This is a genomic window from Psychrobacter sp. LV10R520-6, from assembly GCF_900182925.1.
Taxonomy (GTDB): Bacteria; Pseudomonadota; Gammaproteobacteria; order Pseudomonadales; family Moraxellaceae; genus Psychrobacter.
The window spans coordinates 251,857-277,844 of sequence record NZ_LT900024.1 but is presented as its reverse complement, the minus strand read 5'-3'; the positions used below and the strand labels follow the sequence as shown (position 1 = coordinate 277,844).

Below are 25,988 nucleotides of genomic sequence, written 5' to 3'. Positions count from 1 at the left end.
GGTAGCGCATGGCATTGAAGCAGAAAGAAAATTTTAAATCTAGCTAGTTAGATATATTTAGTGAGATTTGAGTAATATTTTTGGAACGGGTCACTGTTGTACTTTGTTGTTAAATATAACTTTTTATAAATACAAAAACTCAGCACATAGGCTGAGTTTAAGGTTATAACAGTTCGTTTCGAAAATTAAAGTTAATACTATTAGCTGGCTTAACCTTGTTTATGCCAAGTCACATTTATGCCAATTATTAAGCAAGATCGCGAACCTTAGGCTCACGTTCCCATAGACGCGATTTGGCATTTTCAATAAAAGTATCCAAATCTGCGAGTGGGGTCACAAAAGCATCCTTTTCAATTGGTAGCTTACTTAGAATGAATTCATCTGTAGCTCCACAATAGGCTATAGCCTTGCAATGTACATAGGCATCAGTGAACCAATCTAATGCAGCGCTGTCTTTGGCCAGCTTTTTAGCTTGATCCGGCATAATAATGCTGACTACGGCATCGAACATAACTGACGGACCACCTGCCAAACGCTCGTCCGCTTGTATACGCGTATCATCGTCTAGTAGCACTTCTTTACTAAGCGCGACAATCTTCACGCTTGCACCTTCAGCTTTGGCAGCATCTTCAAACTTTTTAACTTCACTATGCTTTGAGGCTTCGGCGACTAAAATACCAATCAAGCGACCTTTTAAGCTTTTAGGTGAAAGACCAATCGTTCTTACGGCAGGAGAGGTAGCCATATCTTGCACGGGTGCGGCCGCATCAGCAGCTTCTGGCAATTCCATACCAAGCGCTTTTGCGACACGGCTGGCCAAATCTTCATCAATATGGCGCAGATGACTGATTGTACGGGTGCGCACATGCGCTGTATCTACTTTACCAAGTTCAAATGCATACGCTGAAGCGATGTGCGCTTGCTCAACTGTCGTTTGGCTACGATAGAACATACGCGGTTGACTATAATGATCCGCAAAGCTCTCGGCACGTATGCGACCTTTAACACCATCATCCATTTTCTCATGGAACGATTCGAAGCCTTTTTCAACACTTTCACGCGGTCTGGTTGGATCTAGACTTTGGGGCTCATAAAGGACACGAGTTTTAGGCACTTGCATCTGCATATGACCATCTTGCTGATTATTGGCAAACGGACATTTTGGCGCATTAATAGGAATTTGGGCAAAGTTCGGCGATCCAAGACGCTTCAATTGCGTATCCAAATAACTGAACAGACGACCTTGTAATAGTGGGTCATTACTAAAATCAATGCCTGGTGGTACATGTGACAAGCAGAAGGCCACTTGTTCCGTTTCGGCAAAGAAGTTGTCTGGATTGCGATTAAGTACCATTTTGCCTACTATTTTAACGGGCACCATTTCTTCTGGAATCAACTTAGTAGAATCTAAGTGATCAAATGGAAACTCGTTTGCTTGCTCCTCAGTAAATAACTGAACGCCAAACTCCCATTCAGGATACATGCCGTTATCGATAGCTTCAAACATGTCACGACGATGATAATCAGGATCAGCGCCAGATATTTTGACCGCTTCATCCCAAGTAGTAGATTGCACGCCTAGTACTGGTTTCCAATGGAAACGTACAAAGGTACTTTTACCTTCTTTATCTAGCAGTCTAAAGCTATGAATACCGAAGCCTTCCATCATGCTAAAGCTACGTGGCAATCCTCGATCACTCATTAGCCAAATAACGTTGTGCATCGTTTCTGGACTTAAAGAGACAAAATCCCAGAATGTATCATGAGCAGATGCCGCTTGTGGAAATCCACGATCCGGTTCAGGCTTTACAGCATGAATAAGATCTGGAAATTTAATAGCGTCTTGGATAAAGAAGATTGGCATATTATTGCCAACGAGATCCCAGTTGCCCTCTTCAGTATAAACCTTTACTGAAAACCCACGCACATCACGCGGGGTATCTTTTGAGCCTTTATTACCAGCTACAGTAGAAAAGCGCGTAAATAGTGGGGTTTGTTTGCTGGTTTCAGTTAATATTTTTGCAGTTGTGTATTCTTCTAGTGATTCAGTTAATTCAAAATAACCATGCGCTGCACTACCACGGGCATGCACAATACGTTCCGGAATGCGCTCATGGTCAAAGTGATTAATTTTTTCGCGTAAGACAAAATCTTCTAGTAATGTCGGACCACGGGCGCCGACTTTTAGCGAATTTTGATTGTCAGCAATGGGCACACCCTGCTGGGTAGTCAGCACTTTTGTGTCTTCACCTGCACGCTGGTGGGTCTCGCCACCATTGCCACGTTCGGTGTTCATATTTTTGGCTGGGTCGGTATGATCAAGATCCTTTTTCATAAAATATCCTAGCTAATGAGTAAAAATGGGCTTAAAAGAAACCATCAAAAAAGTACTTACACAGATTGAGGACCCCACTCTCAACTATCATAATTTTTGGCGTAGGCTGTGGCTTTAGCCCAGCGTTTTTGGCAAATGGTTACGATTGACTGGGCTAAAAGCGCCAGCCTACGATAGCCCCTATTAAGTTGAGAGTCGCGTATTGAGGGTCATTTAAGACGATTATAATTCCATATGCTGGTTGGTTTTCTGTGTTGTTAACACTACCAATCATTAAAAACATAAATAGGTTGATAGGCTATATTACCCAAAAAATTAGGCATGTATACAGTGAACATTGTTGATATTTAGTTAAAGTTTGCACCTAACAAAAGTAAAATATTCTATATTTTTTTAGTGTTTGCTAATATCAACAATCGACTCTTGTAATGTAGATATTCTTTAAGGTATTATTTTATTGGGCTCTACATATCACTGATAAACGAAATTGACAATGTTTTTAGCCCTATGTTCATCTTTATTACTTTGAGTTATAAGGCTATTTATGTTACCAAAAGCTACTTACTCACCAACCAATTCTTTTCGTTCATTATTTCTTGGCACATCGTTGGGCTTGATGGCACTGACTTTTAGCCAAACGGCAATCGCTATCACTACCAAAAAAATCACTTATACGGTAGACAACCAACCTTATCAAGGCTATTACGCAAAAGCTGACAAACCTAACGCTCCTTTTATCCTATTGATTCATGATTGGGATGGGTTGACAGACTATGAGCGAAGACGTGCTGATATGTTAGCAAACCAAGGTTACAATGTTTTAGCAGCGGATATGTTTGGGCTTGACGTTCATCCTACTGAAATCGCAGACAAAAAACGTCTCACTTCAGCGTTATATGACGATCGGGTGAAGATGCGCAAACTACTCGAAGGAGCGTTGAACGTAGGGCAGAAACAAGGTAATGATGTGCGTAGAGGTACTACGATGGGGTATTGTTTTGGTGGCACCGTTGCTCTCGAGTTAGCACGATCAGGATTCCCGCAAAAAGCCTTTGTGCCCTTTCATGGTGGACTCGATATTCCAGTCGGTCAAAACTATGATAAGACAGTTGGAGAGATACTTGTTTTTCACGGTTCAGCTGATGAGTCAGTTCCTTTAGAGGATTTTACCGTGCTTGGTAAAACATTAGAGGCTTCGAACGTACCACATGAGATGGTTACTTATAGTGGTGCAAAACACGCCTTCACTGTGTTCGATAGCGATAGATATGACGCGCGCGCAGATGAGCGTTCCTGGAAACGTTATATGGATTTTTTAGCAGAGGAATATAAATAGTTTTATCGAAAAAAAACAACATAAGCAAACTCAAAAAACTCCCTTAATTCAGATCGTATCATGATCGATTAAGAGAGTTTTTTTTGATACTAATTTTCTAATACTCAAAAGTATTATCGTTTTTTAAAAATCAGTAGCTGGTTACTGGCTGGCATTGCATGGGTAGCACATAATACTAAATGATGTTGGTCCGCTAGCTCTATAACATCTTCCTTATGACGAATACCACTGCTGGGATTCTGTTGACGTAGCATTTCATCAAAACGATGGTTACCCTCACTGGTATAATGTCCACTCTCATTGAATGGCCCATAAATAAGCAGCTTGCCATCGATAGATAATGCATTACCCACCAATTCAAATAGTTTTTCGACTAGAGACCATGCGATGATGTGTAGCGTGTTAGCCGTAAACACCGCATCATAAGGTCGATTAGAAGAAAGACTGATGGGTAAGGGATCAACCGCCAAATCCAAAGGTAGAGGCTTATAGAGATTAGCTGCGGGATGGGCATCGTGCCAAGCATTAATAGCCCAATGATTAGCTACGAGGTCGCTGGTTTGCCAAGTTATCTTTGGCAACTGTGGCGCGAAATACACGCTGTGTTGACCAGTACCCGACCCTATCTCAAGCACATGCTTAGAAGATATCAGCTCTGTTTTTAGTGCTTCTAAGATTGCATGCTTATTATTCTCACAAGCTCGAGAAAACGGTAGTGCAGCAGATAAGCTCATATCAATATTACCTAAATTATCAGTATTACTTAAGTTTCCTAAATTATTTTTATCCATAACAACAGGCTATTAATAAATACCAGCTTCTACGCCAGCAGCAAGGGTCATTGCCAGCTCTTCAACCTGTTCAGTAAACTCATCTTGCCAATCACCCTGTAAAATCAATGCCTCTTGTATCCAAGACCAACGTAAACCAGTCGTAATCGTCTGTATCGCGCGTTTGGTACCGGTACCGTCTTCGCCCGCACGAATATATAACGCAAAAGGCATGCCTTGTTTCTTTTCTAATACTGGATAATAACAACGATCAAAGAAGTCTTTGGTCAGACCAGCCATGTATGCCAAATTCTCGGTCGTACCCAAAAGTAACGCGTCAGCTGCCAGCACATCTTCAGGCTGGGTTTCCTGTGGGGACTTTAGCACCACATTGATATCTATATCCGGATGATTAGCACCGTTATAAGCAGCTTGTGCTAGCTTCTTAGTATTTGGCGATGGCGCGTGAGCAACGATAAGCAGAGTTTGAGAGGTCATATTATTACCTATTGCCATTACTAAAGACTAAGTTTTGCGTAATATCAGGATGCAAGCTATTAGCCACTGGGCATGTCAAAGCAGTGTTATAAAAGATTTTTAGCGTCTTCTCATCTAATGCTTGTGAGAAAGTCATCACAATATGCACTTCACTAACACGTCTAGGGTTAGCAACCATAATTTTAGTGACTTCAGCCGTCGTGCCTATAATATCGACACCCATATCAGCGGCTTTTATACCAATAATAGTGAGCATACAACTGGCTAAACTGGTCGCTAGCAAATCAGTTGGCGAAAAGGCTTCGCCTTTACCATGATTATCTACAGGCGCATCAGTGATGATTTCACTATTGGACTGTAAATGTACCGCTGCAGTACGCAATTGCCCTCGATAAGTCACTTTAGAAGTTGTCATAGCTTTCTCTTTGATAGTTATCGTTGTTGGATTGATGCTCTTTAAAAATTTTAAATAGTTCGCTAATAGACAATAAGTGCTTTAGTTTTGATAGTTAAAATATGAGGTTTTAGGCTTAGAAATTTTTAGAACAAGAGTTTGTGTGTAACGTATAGCTCAATCGCTGCCGGGTCAAACATGATTAATCTAAAAGGGTTGTTTCGTCATTAACCGAGCTGAAGTCGAACGCGGTTAACGGTCAGATGCAGCGATTTTTTAGACATATATTTGATTACAAAACTGATAATAAAGTAAATACAATTGAAACTATAAAGCCAATGACAATCATAGTCCCCCCTCTTTTATATTCTTTCTTTATTAAAGCAACTAGACCCAATATAAGCCTTAATATAGGAAGAAATATAGATACTACTATGTCGAAAGTAGTTGCTCGCATATAGTGTTTCTTGCCATTCCCTAAAATAACCCATGGTTTGTTGGATTCTATTTTTTGGGGTGGAGTAGTTGGTTGGTTATTCATATTATTCTCGGCTAACACCCGCAGCAACTGCTGGTAAAGATGCCGCCGCTTTTGGAGAAAAAGTCGTGACAACTTTGACAGTCAGATTGACTTCGTTTGTTATATGCGTATTTACTTATAAATATTTTTTGCATAATATACATCTATATAACAGCCTGATCTAAGGCTTCTAAAGCAATAATCATTGTAGAAACTGTGATTCTATCAAATTCTGCTCTATCGTTTTCTTCGTGCGTGCCTTTGTTCAAATACCTCCATTCACGCGAATTACCATTTAATCCAATCAAAGTACTAAGAGGGACCAAAACAGTGCTCTTATTTTGGTCAGAAAACTCAGGCTTACCAATTTTGGATTTAAGCTGCTCAGACAAGTTTCTTAATTCAATTGGAGCTGAAGCGCCACGTAACTTTAGACTCAGATTACCATCACCATATCTACTCACATAACGCCAGATTTTTCCTTTAGTCAGAGACTCCATTGCTTTTCTTGATTTGGATAGAGCTTCTCTAATCTCATTTTTATTAAAGTGCTCTCTAGCAGCGATAATGTAATTCCTAGGGGCACAGTTAAAATCCACATTTATATGGGATTCTTCGAGCCTAGGTAAAAAGGTAATCGATTTAGTCTGAGCAGCAACTTGAGCAGGAAGAAGGTTTTGAATATCTTTGAAGAACTCTTCTCCGTGGCAGGTCAAAATTATTTGCTTTCCAGAAAAGAACTGATCTTCGAATAGCGTGCGCCTTATTGATTCTCTATGATCGTCATCAATAGCATTCACAGGATCATCAAAAATCAGCAGTGGGCAATTTTCTTTCAGGTTCTTTGAAAGAAGGATGGATAAGCCAATACAGCGGATATGCCCTTCACTAAGCACATGCAATGTATCGTAGAACTGATCTGGGTTATTTTGAAATGATATTTCGAGGCGTTGATTCTGAGCCAAAGGGAGTTTAACTGTGGCCAGAAGTTCTGAGGGCAAGTCATTCCGGTTAAATGAATTATACAGCTCGACAACCTGCTCGCTTAGATCGGCTACGAGTTGTGCAGGAAGTTTCTCCTTGTAAGCATTTAAGAGTATTACGAAGTTCTTGTAGGCTTCCGAGATAGAACGGTTTCTTTGGATGTTGGGTATTTCAGCTTGAACATCAGCTATTAACTGAGCATTTTCAATATCGAAGCTATTAATTGTCTTTTTGGCATTTAAAAATGCTTGGTTGGCAGTCTGCCTGCGCGTTATAAGAACAGTAATATTGCGTGAGAAATCACGTAGTCGATTTAGTTCAGTTTGTTTTATTGAGCGTAAGTGAACAGCCTGGTCAATTTCCTTATCTGTATCCTCAAGTTGTTGTACTTGTGAACGTAAATGCTGCCACGCAGTGAAACCATCTGGCATAGGTTGTTGTAAGCCATTCCACCATTCAGTGTTTTCCTGAATACTAGGTGTTACCTGATACTGAGTAAGTACATTCGGAGCAAATCGGCTGCAACAAGCATTTACTATTTGAGCAAGTGAAAGTAATCCCTGATGTACTTTCTGTTCTAAACGTTGAAGTGTATTTTGCTGCTCAGCCAAGTAGTATAGCTTATGTAACTCTTCATCGGAATGAATAAATGGATTTACTGTAACTTGGTCAAGCGGGGTTTTGCAAGCTGGGCAATTATTAGGACTACTTTTTTGCACTTGCGTTACAGCATTGTACAGATTCTTGAATGATATTTGCTGACTTGCACCAGCTAGCTCTTGGCGTAAAGCATTATCCTCGTTTAGATGATTAACTATATTTCCACCTAACTCATCTAATGTCACGAGACTCAAAGACGACTTGATAGTTAAAGGTTGCTGTATTTCAGATTCTATCTTCGGAATTAACCCAATATTTTCATCATTACCAAGTACTTCAAGCACCAATTGGCTGAAGCTCGAGCCTTCCCGGTAGGTGCTAGCTAAAGTTTGCTCAGAAGTATTAATCTTTATTAATTCAGCGTTATTCATTTCTATTTGCTGTTTAGTCCCCTCAAGTGCTTGTCGCTTTTGTGCTAACAGCCCTGATTTCTGGCCAGTAAGATCAATATACCTAAGATCAATTTCAGCCGTGAATTTTCGAACAAAATCACTAAAAGAATCCAAACCAAATAACGTTGAAATTAACTCTGTTTGTTTGGCAGGTGCTTGGCCTGCAATTCTCGAAAAGTTATCAATCCTGTTCTTTTCAACAAAACAAAATCTATAAAGTGCATCATCAGCATCGATAATGATTTCTTCACTTTGCTGGTTTAGTCCAGAAAGCTTTGGAGCACTAAAGCGATCTACATGTGCATTTTTGAAATAACTTTGCTGATCTTGAAAACGGTTACTTTCTGCCTCCGCAACATTTCCCAAAAGTGAATATTCTAGTGCTTCGCAAAAGCTTGATTTACCTGTTCCATTTGGCCCGTAAATTAATACTAATTTATGGGTTAAGTCAAAACTCTCTTCCCTAGAAAATCCACGAAATGGACCTACTATTAAACTTTTTAGCTGAGTTATTGGAGGTTTATTAATAGCTAAAGTTTCTGGCGGTGGCTGAATCTCGGAACTCAAAGTACTCCAACCTGCTTGAGCAAGCTGAACAACTGCTTTAACGCGCTGACCTTGATGCGTACCTAGTGATACTAAATAATCTAAGTTTGTAAGAATAAGATTAGCTATCTTACGTTCATCTTCGGAAATAGCATCTGCATCAAGAGTTTGCAAAAAACGTAAGTACTCAGCATGGATCATAAAACGTCCCTATTTTCACAACCGTATTTCCTCTAAAAATGAATAACTAGAGAACAAGTTGCCAATACTGCACAGAGTATATAACAATTTATTATCCTGCAAATTTAATACTAATATTACAAATCAACATTATAAATATAGCAATTAAAGGCACGTCATGTACTATTTCATACCTGTAGATAATATGATAGCCAAAAAGTATTGAATATCACATTTTAGTAGGTTTATAGCCATAAAATTATTATATCAAGCCAGGCAAAACATAAAACAAAAACATTAAAGCTATCAAACTGAAAAACGCTATATTTTGTTCCACAACAAACGCCATCCTAAAGATATGGGCAAATTAGAAACAGAAGAATTTCTTACCGCATTAGCAAATGATGGTGTTGCCGCAACCACCTACGACCAATATAAAAATTAAAGGAAAGCCCTCAGTGCGTAGCACTGAGGGCTTTTTAATACAAAGGCTAAATCACACCCATAAAAAAGCCCCCTCATACTAATGTATGAGGGGGCTTTCAGGAATAGAGAGCTGACGATGACCTACTCTCACATGGGCGAACCCACACTACCATTGGCGCGATGATGTTTCACTTCTGAGTTCGGGAAGGGATCAGGTGGTTCCATCATGCTATTGTCGTCAGCAAAGGGGGTTAGATATGAGTCTGTTTTAGTTTTACTTATTTTGACTAAGTATCACTTAACCTAACTGAATCAAGGTTAAAGGTGATATCGAAATATATTTATATTCTATAGCATGAAGCTATACAAGATAGATTAATTAGAGCTTTCATACAAACCACTTGGGTGTTGTATGGTCAAGCCAAACGAGCAATTAGTACAGGTTAGCTACACACATCGCTGTGCTTCCACACCCTGCCTATCAACGTCGTAGTCTTCAACGGCTCTTTAGGGAAATCTTATCTTGAGGTGGGCTTCCCGCTTAGATGCTTTCAGCGGTTATCCCATCCGAACGTAGCTACCGGGCAATGCCACTGGCGTGACAACCCGAACACCAGAGGTTCGTCCACTCTGGTCCTCTCGTACTAGGAGCAGATCCTCTCAAATTTCCAACGCCCACGGTAGATAGGGACCGAACTGTCTCACGACGTTCTAAACCCAGCTCGCGTACCTCTTTAAATGGCGAACAGCCATACCCTTAGGACCTGCTTCAGCCCTAGGATGAGATGAGCCGACATCGAGGTGCCAAACACCGCCGTCGATATGAACTCTTGGGCGGTATCAGCCTGTTATCCCCAGAGTACCTTTTATCCGTTGAGCGATGGCCCTTCCATACAGAACCACCGGATCACTAAGACCTACTTTCGTACCTGCTCGACTTGTGGGTCTCGCAGTTAAGCGCGCTTTTGCCTTTATACTCTATGAACGATTTCCGACCGTTCTGAGCGCACCTTCGTACTCCTCCGTTACTCTTTAGGAGGAGACCGCCCCAGTCAAACTACCCACCATACATTGTCCTCGGTATTGTTATACCTGAGTTAGAACCCCGACATGACCAGGGTGGTATTTCAAGATTGGCTCCACAAACACTAGCGTGTTTGCTTCAAAGCCTCCCACCTATCCTGCACAAGTCAGGTCAAAGTTCAATGTAAAGCTGTAGTAAAGGTTCACGGGGTCTTTCCGTCTAGCCGCGGGTACACAGCATCTTCACTGCGATTTCGATTTCACTGAGTCTCTGCTGGAGACAGCGCTGCCGTCATTATGCCATTCGTGCAGGTCGGAACTTACCCGACAAGGAATTTCGCTACCTTAGGACCGTTATAGTTACGGCCGCCGTTTACTGGGGCTTCGATCAAGAGCTTCGCTTACGCTAACCCCATCAATTAACCTTCCAGCACCGGGCAGGCATCACACCCTATACGTCCACTTTCGTGTTTGCAGAGTGCTGTGTTTTTAATAAACAGTTGCAGCAGCCTGGTATCTGCGACTGCCGATAGCTTACGGAGCAAGTCCTTCACCATCAGCAGCGTACCTTCTCCCGAAGTTACGGTACCATTTTGCCTAGTTCCTTCAGCAGAGTTCTCTCAAGCGCCTTGGTATTCTCTACCTGATCACCTGTGTCGGTTTAGGGTACGATTCGTTTATAACTATTGCTTAGAAGCTTTTCCTGGAAGCATGGTATTTGCCACTTCACTGTACAAGTACAGCTTGCTATCAGATCTCGGTATAGAACAGTCCGGATTTGCCTAAACTGTAAACCTACATCTTTCCACCTGGACAACCATCGCCAGGCTGGCATAACCTTCTCCGTCCCTCCATCGCATTATAAACAAGTATCAGAATATTAACTGATTTCCCATCGACTACGCCTTTCGGCCTCGCCTTAGGGGTCGACTCACCCAGCCCCGATTAACGTTGGACTGGAACCCTTGATCTTCCGGCGTGCGAGCTTTTCACTCGCATTATCGTTACTCACGTCAGCATTCGCTCTTGTGATACCTCCAGCATGCCTTACGACACACCTTCACAGGCTTACACAACGCTCCCCTACCACTTGAAAACAAATTCAAATCCGCAGCTTCGGCTCCTAGTTTGAGCCCCGTTACATCTTCCGCGCGGGCCGACTCGACTAGTGAGCTATTACGCTTTCTTTAAAGGATGGCTGCTTCTAAGCCAACCTCCTAGCTGTCTATGCCTTCCCACCTCGTTTCCCACTTAACTAGGAATTTGGGGCCTTAGCTGGCGGTCTGGGTTGTTTCCCTCTCCACAATGGACGTTAGCACCCACTGTGTGTCTCCCGGATATCACTCATCGGTATTCGGAGTTTGCATCGGTTTGGTAAGTCGGTATGACCCCCTAGCCGAAACAGTGCTCTACCCCCAATGGTGTTCGTCCGAGGCGCTACCTAAATAGCTTTCGGGGAGAACCAGCTATCACCGAGTTTGATTAGCCTTTCACCCCTATCCACAAGTCATCCCCTAGCTTTTCAACGATAGTGGGTTCGGTCCTCCGGTGCCTGTTACGGCACTTTCAACCTGCTCATGGATAGATCACTCGGTTTCGGGTCTATGCCCTGCAACTAGTCGCCCTATTAAGACTCGGTTTCCCTACGGCTCCCCTAAATGGTTAACCTCGCTACAGAACATAAGTCGCTGACCCATTATACAAAAGGTACGCGGTCACCCTAATAAATTAAGGCTCCCACTGCTTGTACGCACACGGTTTCAGGTTCTATTTCACTCCCCTCACAGGGGTTCTTTTCGCCTTTCCCTCACGGTACTGGTTCACTATCGGTCAGTCAGGAGTATTTAGCCTTGGAGGATGGTCCCCCCATCTTCAAACAGGATTTCTCGTGTCCCGCTCTACTTAATATGTTAACTCTAGAATTTAAAATACAGGACTATCACCTACTACGGTCAGCTTTCCCACGCTGTTCTTCTATTCTAGAATTAATCGGCTTCTCCCCGTTCGCTCGCCGCTACTTGGGGAATCTCATTTGATGTCTATTCCTAAGGGTACTGAGATGTTTCACTTCCCCTCGTTCGCTTCTTGTACAAGTACAAGATACCTACCTTATGGTAGGTGGGTTTCCCCATTCAGAAATCTCCGGATCACAGGATATTGCCGCCTCCCCGAAGCTTATCGCAGGCTGTCACGTCTTTCATCGCCTCTGACTGCCAAGGCATCCACCGTGTGCGCTTCATTACTTGACCATACAACCCCAAGTAGTCTTTCAACTATCTAGTGTTGTATCAGTCTAATTATGATAACGATATCACCTATGTTTATACGCTTGATTCAGTTCTCTTTTTTATTTGATAATCAATCCCCTGGGATAACAACTGATGTCGTTAAGAGCATTGATTATCAGGTTAGAAACAACACGTGAACATGTTGTTCCTAACCCAGACTCATATCTATGTTTTTAAATAGTTCCTACTCTCTCGTCGAGTAGTAGGTTCTGTATAAAACAGAAAGAAGTAATCTTATGATATAGTTCATATATCTGAATCACTTTTTTCTATGTTATTCGCACACTAAGCTATTTATCATTTATTATGGTGGAGCCAAACGGAGTCGAACCGTTGACCTCCTGCGTGCAAGGCAGGCGCTCTACCAGCTGAGCTATGGCCCCTGAGCGAGGATACAATCGAAGCACTGCTTCGATCCGAGCGCAAGAGTAAATCCCTTAAAGGGAATTTGCTAATGGCTACTTCACCTATGTGGATAAATGGTGGGTCTGATAAGACTTGAACTTATGACCCCCGCGTTATCAACACGGTGCTCTAACCAGCTGAGCTACAGACCCTGAGAGCCGTTAATACAGAGCATCGCTCTGTTAGGCTCGCAAGAGGATATTCCTTAAAGGGAATCTCCTGTCGTCTGCCAACTACGGCTAAAGCTAATAAATAATAGCTTAAACTAAAGAACAACTTGTTGTGAATTCTTGCTGACCGAATGCGTCTATAAGGAGGTGATCCAGCCGCAGGTTCCCCTACGGCTACCTTGTTACGACTTCACCCCAGTCGCCAACCACACCGTGGTGAACGCCATCCCTAAGGTTAGGCTATCCACTTCTGGTGCAATCAACTCCCGTGGTGTGACGGGCGGTGTGTACAAGGCCCGGGAACGTATTCACCGCGGCATTCTGATCCGCGATTACTAGCGATTCCTACTTCATGGAGTCGAGTTGCAGACTCCAATCTGGACTACGATAGGCTTTTTGAGATTCGCATCACATCGCTGTGTAGCTGCCCTCTGTACCTACCATTGTAGCACGTGTGTAGCCCTGGTCGTAAGGGCCATGATGACTTGACGTCGTCCCCGCCTTCCTCCAGTTTGTCACTGGCAGTATCCTTAGAGTTCCCGGCTTAACCCGCTGGTAACTAAGGACAAGGGTTGCGCTCGTTGCGGGACTTAACCCAACATCTCACGACACGAGCTGACGACAGCCATGCAGCACCTGTATTCTAATTCCCGAAGGCACTCCCGCATCTCTGCAGGATTCTAGATATGTCAAGACCAGGTAAGGTTCTTCGCGTTGCATCGAATTAAACCACATGCTCCACCGCTTGTGCGGGCCCCCGTCAATTCATTTGAGTTTTAGCCTTGCGGCCGTACTCCCCAGGCGGTCTACTTATTGCGTTAGCTGCGTCACTAAGTCCTCAAGGGACCCAACGACTAGTAGACATCGTTTACGGCGTGGACTACCAGGGTATCTAATCCTGTTTGCTACCCACGCTTTCGAGCCTCAGTGTCAGTATGATGCCAGAAGGCTGCCTTCGCCATCGGTATTCCTCCAGATCTCTACGCATTTCACCGCTACACCTGGAATTCTACCTTCCTCTCACCTACTCTAGCCTAACAGTTTCAGATGCAGTTCCCAGGTTAAGCCCGGGGATTTCACATCTGACTTATCAAGCCACCTACGCTCGCTTTACGCCCAGTAATTCCGATTAACGCTTGCACCCTCTGTATTACCGCGGCTGCTGGCACAGAGTTAGCCGGTGCTTATTCTGCAGCTAATGTCATCGTCTGTGGGTATTAACCACAGAGTCTTCTTCACTGCTTAAAGTGCTTTACAACCAAAAGGCCTTCTTCACACACGCGGCATGGCTGGATCAGGCTTTCGCCCATTGTCCAATATTCCCCACTGCTGCCTCCCGTAGGAGTCCGGGCCGTGTCTCAGTCCCGGTGTGGCTGATCATCCTCTCAGACCAGCTACAGATCGTCGCCATGGTAGGCCTTTACCCCACCATCTAGCTAATCCGACTTAGGCTCATCTAATAGCGAGAGCAGTAAACTGCCCTCTTTCTCCCGTAGGTCGTATGCGGTATTAATTCGAGTTTCCCCGAGCTATCCCCCACTACTAGGTAGATTCCTAAGTGTTACTCACCCGTCCGCCGCTCGACGCCTGGTAGCAAGCTACCATCGTTTCCGCTCGACTTGCATGTGTTAAGCCTGCCGCCAGCGTTCAATCTGAGCCATGATCAAACTCTTCAGTTTAATCTTGCTATGTAACCCTTTAAAGAGGTTACTAAACTTGGCTCATTTAATCTGGCAATTATACGCTCGTAATTATGTTCGTAATGAATTAACTTTGAGTTTTCTTGCTGTCTTAAATGATAATTTTTATAGTTAGCATCGCCTCGAAAAGAGACTCAACCAACTTTATTTTTTAGCATTCTGAATCAGCAAAAATCCACACAAGTTGTTCTTTAGTTATGCTTTTAAATAGTGTTTATTTACTGTCGTCCAGTAAATAATTGTCCAGCTAATCAATCAAAGCAATTTGCTTATCTCGTTTAGCGAGCTGACTAGTATATCATCGTTTGATAGTCTGTCAACCCTTTGTTCTAATTCGTTTCAGTAAGTGAGTCAGGTTATAAGTAGGTTACTTATGTCGCTGGCTTCCTTTGCTGAGGGGCGTATTATATAGAATCTGTTGCTGGTGTCAAGAACTTATTTTTAATTGGTTTTTAAAGTTTAATTTCAAACTCTACTTCCAATCTAGCTGGCTCCTTATTCTATAGTCGATACTATAAATAGTATCTATATTATTTGAAGCAGCTCCGTTCCGATAGGGGCGTATTATACGCAGTTCTGATTGGGCGTCAAGGGGGTTTGGAAATATTTTATGATATTCATTAAATCGAAGTTAAAAAAACCACCCTATATTAGGATGGCTCTTTTTAGACTAAATAGCTGCTAAATTTTAGCTTTATATTTTGCTCTTTAATGTCGTGACGATACCTGATAAGGCGTAGATAATACCAATAGCTAAGATACCAACTGGTATGTCATATATTGCTATGCTCATTACCAGTACGCCAACGATAAGAACGACAAACGGAACTTTCTTTTTATCGAACTCTTTAAAGCTATAATACTTAACGTTACTGACCATTAGTAAACCACATATAACCACCCAAGCAGCAAACAAAGCAATTACTAAGCTATCGTATTGTCCCACCCACTCGTTATGATCAACGGCAACCATGACAGCAGCCGTTACCAAGATAGCTGCAAGCGGACTTGCTAGACCGACAAAGTACTTTTTATCGACTGTACCAACCTGCACGTTAAAGCGTGCCAAACGGAATGCCCCACAAGCAGTAAAGACAAACGCACAACCTAAACCAATGCGACCTAATGGCTCTAGAGCAAAGCTATAAATCAAAATTGCAGGCGCAATACCAAAAGCGAGCATATCCGCTAAAGAGTCATACTGCTCACCGAATGGGCTTTGTGCATTAAGCATCCGTGCAACTCGACCATCCGCACCATCCAGAATAGCTGATAAGAAAATCGCTAAGGACGCTTGATAAAACTTACCATCTGTACTAGCCAAGATTGAATAAAAACCAGATAGCAGTGATAAGGTAGTAATTAGGTTAGGTGCTAAATAAACACCGCGACTCACCACTTGCTTACCCTCAGCAACTTCTGCTTCAATCACCTCAAAGGTCAGACCATCATAATTATCATTGTCCGCTAAGCGAATATTAAAATCATGCTCATCGATAAACGGTGGCTGGGTAGCTGCACTGTCACGTGATAAGCCGTCCTGTAACAGTCCATCCTGTAAGCCATCATTTGAACGAGTGTCATTGGGTGATTGCTCAGTAGTCATAACAGTGTCCTTATTCGCCCACTAGCCAGCGCACGTTGGTCGCGCTATCAGGGGTTAGATCTGGCGCATCAGCGACCTTGAATATAGGTTGTAAGAAACGCAATATTTCACGCGCATGGTTGTCAAACTGCCATGGCGGATTAATAATAAGCATGCCCGTACCATTAAGACCCACAGCAATATCATTAGGATAAATATTTAGCTCACAAACCAGCTGACGTCTCATATCAGTACGTTTCAGTTTTTTATAAAACAACTCTACCGCTTCGATGTTCTTAATTGGGAACCATAGCGCATAGGTCCCTTGTGGCCATTTATTATACGAAGCTACTAACAAATTAATCAGACGGGTAAAGTCTTTATGTTCCTGCTCATAAGGAGGATCAAGTAAAATTAGACCACGTTTCTCTTTTGGCGGGATAACAGCAGCAATCCCTTCAAACGAATTGCGATGATGGATACCAATGGGCAACTTATGTAGCTGATAGTTAAGAGCGTCGTATTCAGTGGCTTTTGCTTCAAACGCTTCGCCGCGAACACCGCCATCAGGATTTTTTTCGACATGATGGGCAATCCACCAAGGCGAACCAGGATAGACTTTTTTGTCATAAGTGAATCTGGCTTGCTTGATACCTTCCACATAATCTTTGATAGCTGCTGGTGCCTTTTCGGTGTCAGCTTTCATCAAAGCTTGAATACCACCTCTAGATTCACCCGTCTTACGGGCCTCTTCGCTGCTAAGCGAATACAGGCCACGACCGCCGTAAGCGTCAAGCACATAAAAAGGCTTGTTTTTTTGGCCTAGTTGATTAAGCAGTTGTACCAATAAAATGTGTTTGACCACATCAGCAAAGTTACCGGCGTGATAGGCGTGTTTATAATTCATAAGTTTAAAAGTTTAAATAAGAAAAATTGCATCTATGGTAGCATAGGTGGAGTAAAATATAACGAAGGTTTTGGTAAATAGGCGTTGATTAATTACTGATTGATAAGGGCAGATATTAATAAGGAATAAAATGACAGAGATTATCAGCAACCTTCACTTAGTAGGTTTAAGCTCAACAGAGTTGGGCATCGATGATCCGATAGGTGACAATAATCCGCCGCTGCTTATTCCAAATGTCAGTGAAGCTATGGACACCACTGTCGATAGTAATGCTAACGATACCCCGCTTACTCAACAGGTCCTTCAGATTTCCGATTTTGAAGTTAGCTGGGAAGATAGGCTTACTAATGCGCAGCTTGATCAGCTGGTCGATGATGGCTGGATTGTTATTGATGAGGTGTTTGAGAGCAAAGCTCTATTGGCACTGCAAGCTGAAAGTGGTTTTATTAAATATCGCGATGCAAAGCTGACCACCGGTATTCGGGTCAGTGATATTCGCGGTGATAAAATTCGCTGGATTACCCAAGACTTCTTTGCAGGATATTATTATTTGCAAAGCATCAATGCCCTGGCCTTCACCCTCAACCGTAGCTTATTCACAGGCATTCGTCATAGTGAGGCACATTATGCCTGCTATCCGGTTGGTTTTGGCTATCAATGGCATAGCGACAATCCTTCTAACCGTAATGAGCGCGTTATCTCAGCAGTTTTTTATCTCAATGATGACTGGGAAGCAAGTGACGGCGGTGCGTTAGAAGTGATTGATAATCATGGTGCGCACCACAACGTCATGCCGGTTGCCAATCGCTTGATAATATTTGACAGTGATTTACAACATCAAGTACAAATCGCCCATCGGCAACGCTACTCTATTGCCACTTGGATGCGACGCGATAGCTTAGTGCCTTTTATTGAAAACCCTTAGCTTTGAAACCCCTCAATATTGAAAACACCTAATGTTAGAGAGAATTCAAACAATAAACCATTAGCGTGACCATTCTCTATCATTTTATCATTAATTACTTTTAACTTTAAAAAGGTTCCCAATGTCAAATCATGACTCAACCCCAAAAACTGCCAACAATAACATCGAAGGTATTAAAAACTCTGAAATAGATACTCATCAGCAAGCGACTTTAGCCTTAAGCATGGCATTGATGGAACGCCCTTCAGTGACACCTGACGATACCGGTTGCCAAGATATCTTGTCAACGCATTTGGAACAAGCAGGATTTGACTGCGAGTTTATGTATTTTGGTGATAAGAAAAAAAGCGGTGAACATGCTGAAGTCAAAAACTTATGGGCGCGGCGCGGAACGACTGAGCCAGTGATTTGTTTTGCAGGTCATACCGATGTCGTGCCCACAGGGGATGAAAACAATTGGACCTATCCACCATTTACCCCAACGCTTGCTAATGGTTATCTATGGGGCCGCGGTGCGGCTGATATGAAAACCGGCATTGCCGCTTTTACCGTTGCCGCCGAACGCTTTGTGCGCAATCATCCAGAACATAACGGCTCTATTGCATTCTTAATCACCTCCGATGAAGAAGGCCCATCAATTAATGGCACAGTTAAAGTCATTGAAGCGTTAGAAGCACGACAAGAGAAGATCACCTATTGCTTAGTTGGTGAGCCATCGAGTACCGATACCCTCGGTGATATTATCAAAAACGGTCGCCGTGGCTCATTGGGTGCAATCTTAACCGTTACTGGTAAACAAGGTCATGTTGCTTATCCACATTTGGCGAGCAATCCTATTCATGCGGTCATGCCAGCACTGGCGGAATTGACCAGTTCGACTTGGGACGCGGGTAACACTTACTTCCCCGCCACTTCACTGCAAATATCTAATATTGATGGCGGCACTGGCGCAAATAATGTCATTCCTGGAACGTTAGAGGTGGTATTTAACTTTCGCTTTTCCACTGAAACCACGGCAGATGAGCTAAAAGCGAAAACTCACGCGATATTTGATAAGTATTTCAAAGATAGCACAGCCAGTTACGTGATTAATTGGAAACTATCAGGCGAGCCATTTTTGACCCCTGAAGGCCAGCTGGTATCAGCATGCCAGCAAGCGATTAAAGCAGTTACCAATACTGGTACTACTTTATCCACTTCTGGTGGCACCTCCGATGGACGATTTATTGCTCCAACGGGTGCGCAAGTGGTTGAGCTTGGCGTGCGTAATGCAACCATTCATCAAGTGGATGAAAAGGTTGAGATTGATGATCTAGGAAAATTAGCACAGATATATGAAGGAATTTTAGAGAATTTATTGCTTGATTAAGAACTTCAGTGAGACTGATTATATTTTATCCATAAAAAAGCGCCACTTGTTTAGCAAGTAGCGCTTTTTTTATTTTTAATAAGGACTGTTTTTAATAAAGGCTGTATGTAATAAGGATTATGACGAGCTTCAAATCATGAGTTATGCGCTTCAAACTATAGCCCGTCATATCAAGTAATAGGTCAATAGTAAACAATTAGCTACGTTTTAAAATAGTTATCAATTTACCATTTTCACCCACGCATTCTCATGCTTAGTAAAACCAATCTTAGGATAACTTATTTTATTAACGGCATCACTGGCTTGCGGAGCAGACAGTAAAATAATCTTACAGCTTGGTGGCAATTGCTGCTCAATCTTTTTAATCATTAATTTACCGATACCTTGATGCTGGTAATTTTCAGCTACTGCTAAGTCCGACAAATAACAGCAATAGCTAAAGTCACTTACGCAGCGGGCAACCCCTATCAGCTCTTTTATACGGCTGTCATCGTGAGCGCCACTCCTTATTTCTTTATTTGCCTCTTTATCTTCCTGTTCACCCACCCATGCGGTAATCAATAGGTCCGCATTATCAAGCATGCCTTTTATTACATAGTAGTTATCAATTGGTCGGCGCGCGCCTAAGCTACACTTGTTTAATAGTTCGATGAACTGTTCAGGGCTAATAGCCGTATTTATTTGATAGGTAACTGCCACGTGATGCCATCCTAAATATTACATATTCCAAATTGTATAAGCCAATATTTATCGCCTATATCCTCAGTGGATAATAGCTTAGCACAGTAAGTACTTATATCTTAACAAAGCAGTAAAGACCGCCTCTAGGATAGATAGCCAATACAAACGTAAGTAATAATAATTTATTAATAAATGAGAATTTAGTTGCAAACGATAATCATTATTGATATTGTCTGTTTCCACAAACATACGCTATTGAAATTCACCGTTTTAAATTGTCGTAATAACGTTATCTTTTTTAACTGTCTCGTTACTTTCAATCTTAAATCAAACTTATTTTTGAATGCTTTGCTTCTAAATAACTTACTTCTAAATATCTTGGCAACGGAGCCCACAAGATGTCTCATCCCTATCAGTCTTTTACTGTGTTTTTGCTTTCAACCTTAGCTTTATCAATGCAGGCCGCTTATGCACAAAACCCAGACAATCAGCCAAACCCTACCACGGTAGCAGAAGAAATTACGGTGACCTTGGATGAAATTACCATTATCGGTAGTAAAGATAATGTGCCGTTAATGACGGGATCAAACTATTATGTGGATAAAGAACAACTAGAAAATGAGCAAATCACAGATATTCACCAAGTCTTACAAACCGTACCTGGGGTTTACGTCTCTGAAGAAGATGGCTTAGGTCTGCGTCCAAACATTAGTATTCGTGCTGGTATTGGTGAGCGTAGTAGTAAGGTTCATTTAATGGAAGATGGCGTGCCCATCGCGCCAGCTCCTTATGCTGCCCCTGCCGCCTATTACCATCCGACTGCCCTACGGTTATCAGGAGTTGAGATTATCAAAGGTGCCCCGCTACTACGTTATGGCCCACAAACGACCGGCGGCGTGATTAACTATTTATCAACCCCTATTCCCAATCAAAACGGTGGACAAGTGACCGCAGCTGTTAATGACCGTGGCGGCGTTGATGTCCATGCTTATGCGGGCGGACGCTCAGGCGACTTTGCAGGTTCTATTGAGACGGTGCAACAGCAAGGTAACGGCTTTAAGCAAATCAATGGTCAAGACACAGGCGACTATGACAACCAAGATTACGTGCTAAAAGGTCGCTATCAGCTCAATCCTGATCATAGTCTATTTGCTAAAGCTCAATATTCAGAAAAATCCAGTGATGAGACTTATTTAGGCTTGACGGATGATGACTTCAATAAAGACCCCAATAGACGCTACCCTATGTCGCGTCTTGATAATATGCAGAATGAACATACCGGTTTGAATTTGACCCATAACTGGCTGCTGGACAATAACGCTGAGCTGCGTACAACTGCCTATTATAATAAAACCCATCGTAACTGGTATAAGCTCAATGGCAATATGGTCGAGAAGTTTTATAAAGGGGATGTCACTCAAGGACAATTAGAGGGTACCGAAGACCTCCCCGGTATTGAGATTAAAGCCAATGATCGTGACTATGACAGCACTGGTATTCAAACTAACTTTAATACCGATGTTTTGACCCGCTATGGCGACCACAATATTGATGTCGGCGCGCGCTACCACCGTGATAAGGTCGAACGTTATCAGCCCAGTGATATTTTTAATCAGGTTGATGGCGATTTGATTTATCAAAGTACCAAAGCGCCTAGTGGCAGTAATAACCGCGAAGAAAAAGCAGATGCGACCAGTCTTTGGCTGACCGATACATGGCAGGTTACTGACCCATTAACCTTAAATCTTGCCATGCGCTACGAGCACATAGATACAGAGGAGACCCGCGGTCTTAATACCGATCAGCAAGCACGAGTCAGTAACACCCAGTCCATTTTTTTACCCGGTTTGTCCGGCAGCTATCAGCTCAACGATAACGTGCAGTTAATCGCTGGTGTTCATAAAGGCTTCAGTCCACTAGGGGCCGGCGTGTCTGAAAGTGATAACACTGACCCTGAAGTCAGTATCAACTACGAGCTCGGCACGCGCTATATTGCTGGTAATAATTATGTCGAAGCAGTCGGATTCTATAGCGACTTTGACTCGGTACTAAAAAACTGCACGGAAAATGCGCCTTGTGGCCCAAGAACCTCAGGTATAGAAAAAGAGAGCGGCTCGGCAGTTATCTCCGGACTTGAGCTGTCAGCAGGAACAAGCTTTGAGATGTCAGGCTACCGTATCCCACTTAATGCCACTTATACTCACACCCAAGCTGAGCTGACTGAAGATTATGAGAACACGCTCAAGGGTGACCGCCTCACGCTAGTGCCCGAAAATCAGGCCAGCTTGCGCGCAGGTATTGAGATGGATTCGGGATGGGATACGTATGTGACAGCCATATATACCGGCGGTATTTGTGAAGAGGTTGGCTGCAGTCGTACCAATGCCCCGCGTAGCGAAACCAAGTCACTATTCACTATTGATGCCATCACCCATTACCCTATCGGCTATGGTACCAAACTATTTGGTAAAGTGGAGAATATCGCAGATAAACAGGTGATTGTGAGCCGTACACCGTACGGTGCTAGACCAAATCTACCGCGTACCTTTACCCTTGGCGTCACTAAAACGTTTTAAGTAGACTTAAAATGATCTTGGATAGTCATACTTAGTATGGTTATTCATAATATAAAAAGCCCCATCTATAATGACAGATGGGGCTTTTTTATTGAGCTATTGATCTGATAGGTTACCTGATGCGTCGTCACAGACTGTCCTTTTAGGGCTCATCACACGACTGAATTTACTCGATACCAATGTAGACATCAACTTGACCGTATTCTAGATTGCCATCGACATAACGCTCAAAATCGACATCGTAAACTCGCGTGTGCTCACAGCTTGGGTCATTAAAGTATTCCCAAACCTTCTCCCAAGCATTCATCACCGTATTAGGCATGTTGCCATGTTCAGAGAATATCAAATACTTTCCTGCAGGAATAGTTACTGTCATCACACTGCCAGCATTGAGAGTAGCTTCTTTGCCTGGCTGGTCTTGCTCGCCTTGCTGACTGCCCACCTTCCAACTGGCTACGACATCAAAAGCGCCGACCTCATCATTGCTCTCATAGTTGTGATAAATACCATAAATATCCTCACCCTCTTCGAGATGACTCACATGACCTTGATAAAACTTTTGCCATAACCTACCTAATTTAGCAGTGTCATGGCTGATTTCAGCGATGTTGGTGGTACGAATGCTGATGCCTTTACAAGCTACCGCTTCGGTTAGCTCTTTAATTGGTGAAGTCATGATACTGCCTGTCCTATTTTTTTATTTGAGGTCGTACTTAAAGTAGTAAAATCGAACTAGTCAGCAGCTTCATCAATCCAGTTCATTTGAATGGATTCTAATATACCTTCGTTCGATTTTTTGGGATCGTCATCAAAGCCCTCAAGCTCTGTTATCCAACGATGTAAATCGGTAAAACGTATTTGTTGTGGGTCGGTCTCAGGAAATTTTTCGTAAAGCTCAATAGCGATATCTAAGCTATCTGTCCATTTTAATGGCTGCGGGATCATAACGGCTCCTTAAAATTAAATTACAATGGTTACAACTAGTGATACCACTCATTAACAGGGTACCAAGTCAATGTGCTCTATCCTAGCAAACTTCGCCTGATGATGTATAGCCAAGCCTCACAATTATTAACAACCGTCTAAATTAATAACCCTCTATTTATGGCGTTGGCGCAGACTTCACTGCTATCTGATGCTTGTTCCACGAAGTGATGACATCGTTGAGCTGCTCCCCTAACATATTGAGGCTATTAGGTTCGCATTTACCTTGCTTATTCATCAACACAAACTTAGTCATGCCTACGCCCATTAACTGGTTTTTTACAAAAAAACGATGCTCAAAGTAGATATATTTATGGTCCCAACCAGCCAGCGTGCTACTGACCGTCATTTTATCCAAAAACTTAATCTCTTTGAGATAAACCATTTCCTGCATGGCGATAATCCATTGCAATGGCTCAATACTTTTTTGATGACAACATGCCAGTAGCCAACGGGTAATATTTAGCTCAATGAAGGATAAATAGCGATAATTGGGCAAATGATCGCGAAAACCCATGTCATGCGGTAATATCCGATAACGACGCACAACAGGTTTGGTAAGCATCTCTATACTAAGCTCGCCATCAACTGACTGCTGTTTAAGTTGCTGCTTAAGCAAACTAATCATGATAAAGAAACGCAGCAACATGTTCATGAATGACTCTCTTATTAAGTACATCGACTGCTAATGGCTAGCATCGGAAAAAAGTAAATTGACTCAACGCAAAAAAAGCCACCTCAGTGACTTTTAGCGATTCTCAGTAGTTCTTAAGGCCATTAAGACCACAAAAATAGCGGCTAACTCATTCTATCTATTTTAACATCACTGCTCACTTTTGACAGTGAGCAACTTAGACGCTGACGGTTGTTGCAAAATCAGTTTGATAGTGGTTAGTTGATTAATCTAGTGGCCTGTTAGTTTAATGGCTTCTTAATCTAATACCAACTTAATGACCGGCGCCATTGATACTACGTACCATTTCTTCTACCATCTTTTTGGCATCACCAAATATCATCATGGTTTTGTCCATATAGAACAAGCTGTTATCTAAACCAGCATAACCTGTATTCATAGAACGCTTGATGACCATAACCGTTTGCGCTTTGGTCACCTCCAATATTGGCATACCAAATATTGGCGAAGTAGGGTCTTCTTTAGCCGAAGGATTGACGACGTCATTAGCACCGATTACCAGCACCACATCGGTACCAGCAAAGTCAGAGTTAATCTCATCCATCTCAATAATATCGTCATAAGGTACGTCAGCTTCAGCCAGTAGAACGTTCATGTGACCTGGCATACGACCAGCTACTGGATGAATAGCAAAGCGTACTCTGACCCCTTCTTCCTTTAGTAACTCGTACAGCTCTTTGACTGCGTTTTGTGCACGCCCTTGCGCCATACCATACCCAGGAACGATAATCACGTCGCTGGAATTGGCCATCAAGAATCCAGCATCTTCTGCTGAGCCAGATTTGTAGTTCTTTGGTGCGCCATCTTCATCGCCTGCTGCAACGGCTGATATACCCATACCGCCAAATAAGACGTTGAGTAATGAGCGATTCATGGCTTTACACATGATATAAGATAAGATGGCGCCGGATGAACCAACCAACGAGCCTGCAATAATCAGCATTGAGTTGCCAAGTGTGAAGCCAATCCCTGCTGCTGCCCAACCTGAGAATGAGTTAAGTAAAGAGACCACCACTGGCATATCACCACCACCGATCGGTGCAATCCACATCCAACCAAAGATAATGGCTAATACGGTCATCGCATAGAAGGCGGGTAGCGAATCAGTCATAAAGTAGACCGCACCAAAACCAACCATCGCAACAAATAGAATGGCTTGTACGGGTTTGACCCAACCACCAACGAGCGTTTTTGCCCAACTTTTAGCAGCCAATTTACCAAAGGCAAAAAATGAGGCTGAAAAGGTAATCGCACCAATAAAGCAACCGATAAATAATTCTAGACGGGTAATAGTACTGTACGCTTCCTCAGTATGTAGCACCGTTGCTAGAGCAATGGCCACCGCCGCTAAACCGACGAACGAATGCATCAAAGCGACGGTTTCTGGCATTTGGGTCATTGCTACTGTTCTAGCCTTCCACAAACCGACGACCGCCCCTAGCACCATAGCGCCAATAATCATCCATAGGATAGGCCCTTCGGCTAAGAAGAAGGTGGTGACAATGGCAATGGCCATCGCTGCCATACCGAAACGGTTACCACGAATAGCCGTTTTGGGACTAGATAAACCACGTAAGGTCAAGATAAATAAGATGGCACCGACTAAATAAAACCAGTCTGCATTGGCAGCAATCATAGTG

At 42.8% G+C, this 25,988-nt stretch carries 18 protein-coding genes, 2 tRNA genes and 3 rRNA genes; 5 read left to right on the top strand and 18 right to left on the bottom strand.

What is annotated here, in order from left to right; all coding sequences use genetic code 11:
• Positions 1 to 247: 247 nt before the first annotated feature.
• The gene (locus U1P77_RS01260; RefSeq protein WP_321155634.1) at positions 248 to 2,335 is read right to left on the bottom strand and encodes a catalase; all 2,088 of its coding nucleotides are present in this window, start codon (positions 2,333 to 2,335) and stop codon (positions 248 to 250) included.
• A gap of 544 nt (positions 2,336 to 2,879) precedes the next feature.
• On the opposite strand from U1P77_RS01260, the gene U1P77_RS01255 reads away from it, so the two are divergent.
• Complete coding sequence (locus tag U1P77_RS01255) at positions 2,880 to 3,671, top strand: dienelactone hydrolase family protein (protein WP_321155633.1); 792 nt, start codon at positions 2,880 to 2,882, stop codon at positions 3,669 to 3,671.
• Between the two features lie 113 nt (positions 3,672 to 3,784).
• Here U1P77_RS01255 and U1P77_RS01250 read toward each other — a convergent pair whose 3' ends face one another.
• From U1P77_RS01250 to U1P77_RS01230, 5 genes are all read right to left on the bottom strand, one after another.
• Complete coding sequence (locus tag U1P77_RS01250) at positions 3,785 to 4,462, bottom strand: DUF938 domain-containing protein (RefSeq protein ID WP_321155632.1); 678 nt, start codon at positions 4,460 to 4,462, stop codon at positions 3,785 to 3,787.
• Positions 4,463 to 4,474: 12 nt separating this feature from the next.
• Entirely contained in the window at positions 4,475 to 4,939 is a 465-nt protein-coding gene (locus U1P77_RS01245) for a flavodoxin family protein (RefSeq protein WP_321155631.1), read from the bottom strand.
• A gap of 4 nt (positions 4,940 to 4,943) precedes the next feature.
• Positions 4,944 to 5,354 (bottom strand): OsmC family protein, encoded by a 411-nt coding sequence (locus U1P77_RS01240; RefSeq protein ID WP_321155630.1) that lies wholly within the window; start codon positions 5,352 to 5,354, stop codon positions 4,944 to 4,946.
• A 271-nt stretch (positions 5,355 to 5,625) separates the two neighbouring features.
• Positions 5,626 to 5,874, bottom strand: coding sequence for a hypothetical protein (locus U1P77_RS01235; RefSeq protein ID WP_321155629.1), 249 nt, complete (start codon positions 5,872 to 5,874; stop codon positions 5,626 to 5,628).
• Positions 5,875 to 6,017: 143 nt separating this feature from the next.
• A complete protein-coding gene (locus U1P77_RS01230; protein WP_321155628.1) occupies positions 6,018 to 8,636 on the bottom strand; it encodes an AAA family ATPase in 2,619 nt (872 codons plus the stop codon).
• A 307-nt stretch (positions 8,637 to 8,943) separates the two neighbouring features.
• Between U1P77_RS01230 and U1P77_RS13480 the strand changes: the two genes are divergently transcribed.
• On the top strand, positions 8,944 to 9,060 hold the full coding sequence (locus tag U1P77_RS13480) for a hypothetical protein (protein WP_414479027.1): 117 nt from the start codon (positions 8,944 to 8,946) through the stop codon (positions 9,058 to 9,060).
• A gap of 109 nt (positions 9,061 to 9,169) precedes the next feature.
• Here U1P77_RS13480 and rrf read toward each other — a convergent pair.
• The 7 genes from rrf to U1P77_RS01195 all read right to left on the bottom strand — a co-directional run bounded on the left by rrf (position 9,170) and on the right by U1P77_RS01195 (position 17,119).
• A 5S ribosomal RNA gene (gene rrf / locus U1P77_RS01225) occupies positions 9,170 to 9,284 on the bottom strand.
• A gap of 169 nt (positions 9,285 to 9,453) precedes the next feature.
• Positions 9,454 to 12,313, bottom strand: a 23S ribosomal RNA gene (locus U1P77_RS01220).
• A 346-nt stretch (positions 12,314 to 12,659) separates the two neighbouring features.
• Positions 12,660 to 12,735, bottom strand: a tRNA-Ala gene (locus tag U1P77_RS01215).
• A 97-nt stretch (positions 12,736 to 12,832) separates the two neighbouring features.
• Positions 12,833 to 12,909: transfer RNA gene (locus tag U1P77_RS01210), tRNA-Ile, on the bottom strand.
• 158 nt (positions 12,910 to 13,067) lie between these two features.
• A 16S ribosomal RNA gene (locus U1P77_RS01205) occupies positions 13,068 to 14,606 on the bottom strand.
• The 16S, 23S and 5S rRNA genes sit together here with 2 tRNA genes alongside, the layout of an rRNA operon.
• A 715-nt stretch (positions 14,607 to 15,321) precedes the next feature.
• On the bottom strand, positions 15,322 to 16,233 hold the full coding sequence (gene pssA, locus U1P77_RS01200; RefSeq protein ID WP_321155627.1) for a CDP-diacylglycerol--serine O-phosphatidyltransferase: 912 nt from the start codon (positions 16,231 to 16,233) through the stop codon (positions 15,322 to 15,324).
• A 10-nt stretch (positions 16,234 to 16,243) separates the two neighbouring features.
• Positions 16,244 to 17,119 (bottom strand): 23S rRNA (adenine(2030)-N(6))-methyltransferase RlmJ, encoded by an 876-nt coding sequence (locus U1P77_RS01195; RefSeq protein WP_321155626.1) that lies wholly within the window; start codon positions 17,117 to 17,119, stop codon positions 16,244 to 16,246.
• 130 nt (positions 17,120 to 17,249) lie between these two features.
• On the opposite strand from U1P77_RS01195, the gene U1P77_RS01190 reads away from it, so the two are divergent.
• Both U1P77_RS01190 and dapE read left to right on the top strand, forming a co-directional pair.
• A complete protein-coding gene (locus U1P77_RS01190; protein ID WP_321155625.1) occupies positions 17,250 to 18,044 on the top strand; it encodes a 2OG-Fe(II) oxygenase in 795 nt (264 codons plus the stop codon).
• 121 nt (positions 18,045 to 18,165) lie between these two features.
• Positions 18,166 to 19,413, top strand: a complete 1,248-nt coding sequence (gene dapE, locus U1P77_RS01185; RefSeq protein WP_321155624.1) for a succinyl-diaminopimelate desuccinylase — start codon at positions 18,166 to 18,168, stop codon at positions 19,411 to 19,413.
• Between the two features lie 219 nt (positions 19,414 to 19,632).
• On the opposite strand, the gene U1P77_RS01180 is transcribed toward dapE, so the two are convergent.
• On the bottom strand, positions 19,633 to 20,112 hold the full coding sequence (locus tag U1P77_RS01180) for a GNAT family N-acetyltransferase (RefSeq protein ID WP_321155623.1): 480 nt from the start codon (positions 20,110 to 20,112) through the stop codon (positions 19,633 to 19,635).
• A 380-nt stretch (positions 20,113 to 20,492) separates the two neighbouring features.
• Here U1P77_RS01180 and U1P77_RS01175 point away from each other — a divergent pair, with 380 nt between their 5' ends.
• Positions 20,493 to 22,670: a TonB-dependent receptor family protein gene (locus tag U1P77_RS01175; RefSeq protein ID WP_321155622.1), complete on the top strand. Its 2,178-nt coding sequence runs from the start codon at positions 20,493 to 20,495 to the stop codon at positions 22,668 to 22,670.
• A gap of 166 nt (positions 22,671 to 22,836) precedes the next feature.
• Here the strand turns inward: U1P77_RS01175 and U1P77_RS01170 are convergent, their stop codons facing one another.
• The 4 genes from U1P77_RS01170 to U1P77_RS01155 form a co-directional block, all read right to left on the bottom strand.
• Positions 22,837 to 23,346, bottom strand: a complete 510-nt coding sequence (locus U1P77_RS01170) for a GyrI-like domain-containing protein (protein ID WP_321155621.1) — start codon at positions 23,344 to 23,346, stop codon at positions 22,837 to 22,839.
• A gap of 56 nt (positions 23,347 to 23,402) precedes the next feature.
• On the bottom strand, positions 23,403 to 23,615 hold the full coding sequence (iscX, locus tag U1P77_RS01165) for a Fe-S cluster assembly protein IscX (RefSeq protein WP_321155620.1): 213 nt from the start codon (positions 23,613 to 23,615) through the stop codon (positions 23,403 to 23,405).
• Between the two features lie 157 nt (positions 23,616 to 23,772).
• A complete protein-coding gene (locus U1P77_RS01160) occupies positions 23,773 to 24,309 on the bottom strand; it encodes an acyl-CoA thioesterase (RefSeq protein WP_321155619.1) in 537 nt (178 codons plus the stop codon).
• A 292-nt stretch (positions 24,310 to 24,601) separates the two neighbouring features.
• The gene (locus U1P77_RS01155) at positions 24,602 to 25,984 is read right to left on the bottom strand and encodes an NAD(P)(+) transhydrogenase (Re/Si-specific) subunit beta (RefSeq protein WP_321156578.1); all 1,383 of its coding nucleotides are present in this window, start codon (positions 25,982 to 25,984) and stop codon (positions 24,602 to 24,604) included.
• Positions 25,985 to 25,988: the final 4 nt, after the last annotated feature.

What these genes read in the sequence shown, in the direction of transcription:
- U1P77_RS01260 (WP_321155634.1), bottom strand. Translation starts at nt 2,335, where the DNA reads ATGAAAAAGGATCTTGATCATACCGACCCAGCCAAAAATATGAACACC.
- U1P77_RS01255 (WP_321155633.1), top strand. Translation starts at nt 2,880, where the DNA reads ATGTTACCAAAAGCTACTTACTCACCAACCAATTCTTTTCGTTCATTA.
- U1P77_RS01250 (WP_321155632.1), bottom strand. Translation starts at nt 4,462, where the DNA reads ATGGATAAAAATAATTTAGGAAACTTAAGTAATACTGATAATTTAGGT.
- U1P77_RS01245 (WP_321155631.1), bottom strand. Translation starts at nt 4,939, where the DNA reads ATGACCTCTCAAACTCTGCTTATCGTTGCTCACGCGCCATCGCCAAAT.
- U1P77_RS01240 (WP_321155630.1), bottom strand. Translation starts at nt 5,354, where the DNA reads ATGACAACTTCTAAAGTGACTTATCGAGGGCAATTGCGTACTGCAGCG.
- U1P77_RS01235 (WP_321155629.1), bottom strand. Translation starts at nt 5,874, where the DNA reads ATGAATAACCAACCAACTACTCCACCCCAAAAAATAGAATCCAACAAA.
- U1P77_RS01230 (WP_321155628.1), bottom strand. Translation starts at nt 8,636, where the DNA reads ATGATCCATGCTGAGTACTTACGTTTTTTGCAAACTCTTGATGCAGAT.
- pssA (WP_321155627.1), bottom strand. Translation starts at nt 16,233, where the DNA reads ATGACTACTGAGCAATCACCCAATGACACTCGTTCAAATGATGGCTTA.
- U1P77_RS01195 (WP_321155626.1), bottom strand. Translation starts at nt 17,119, where the DNA reads ATGAATTATAAACACGCCTATCACGCCGGTAACTTTGCTGATGTGGTC.
- U1P77_RS01190 (WP_321155625.1), top strand. Translation starts at nt 17,250, where the DNA reads ATGACAGAGATTATCAGCAACCTTCACTTAGTAGGTTTAAGCTCAACA.
- dapE (WP_321155624.1), top strand. Translation starts at nt 18,166, where the DNA reads ATGTCAAATCATGACTCAACCCCAAAAACTGCCAACAATAACATCGAA.
- U1P77_RS01175 (WP_321155622.1), top strand. Translation starts at nt 20,493, where the DNA reads ATGTCTCATCCCTATCAGTCTTTTACTGTGTTTTTGCTTTCAACCTTA.
- U1P77_RS01170 (WP_321155621.1), bottom strand. Translation starts at nt 23,346, where the DNA reads ATGACTTCACCAATTAAAGAGCTAACCGAAGCGGTAGCTTGTAAAGGC.
- iscX (WP_321155620.1), bottom strand. Translation starts at nt 23,615, where the DNA reads ATGATCCCGCAGCCATTAAAATGGACAGATAGCTTAGATATCGCTATT.
- U1P77_RS01160 (WP_321155619.1), bottom strand. Translation starts at nt 24,309, where the DNA reads ATGAACATGTTGCTGCGTTTCTTTATCATGATTAGTTTGCTTAAGCAG.
- U1P77_RS01155 (WP_321156578.1), bottom strand. Translation starts at nt 25,984, where the DNA reads ATGATTGCTGCCAATGCAGACTGGTTTTATTTAGTCGGTGCCATCTTA.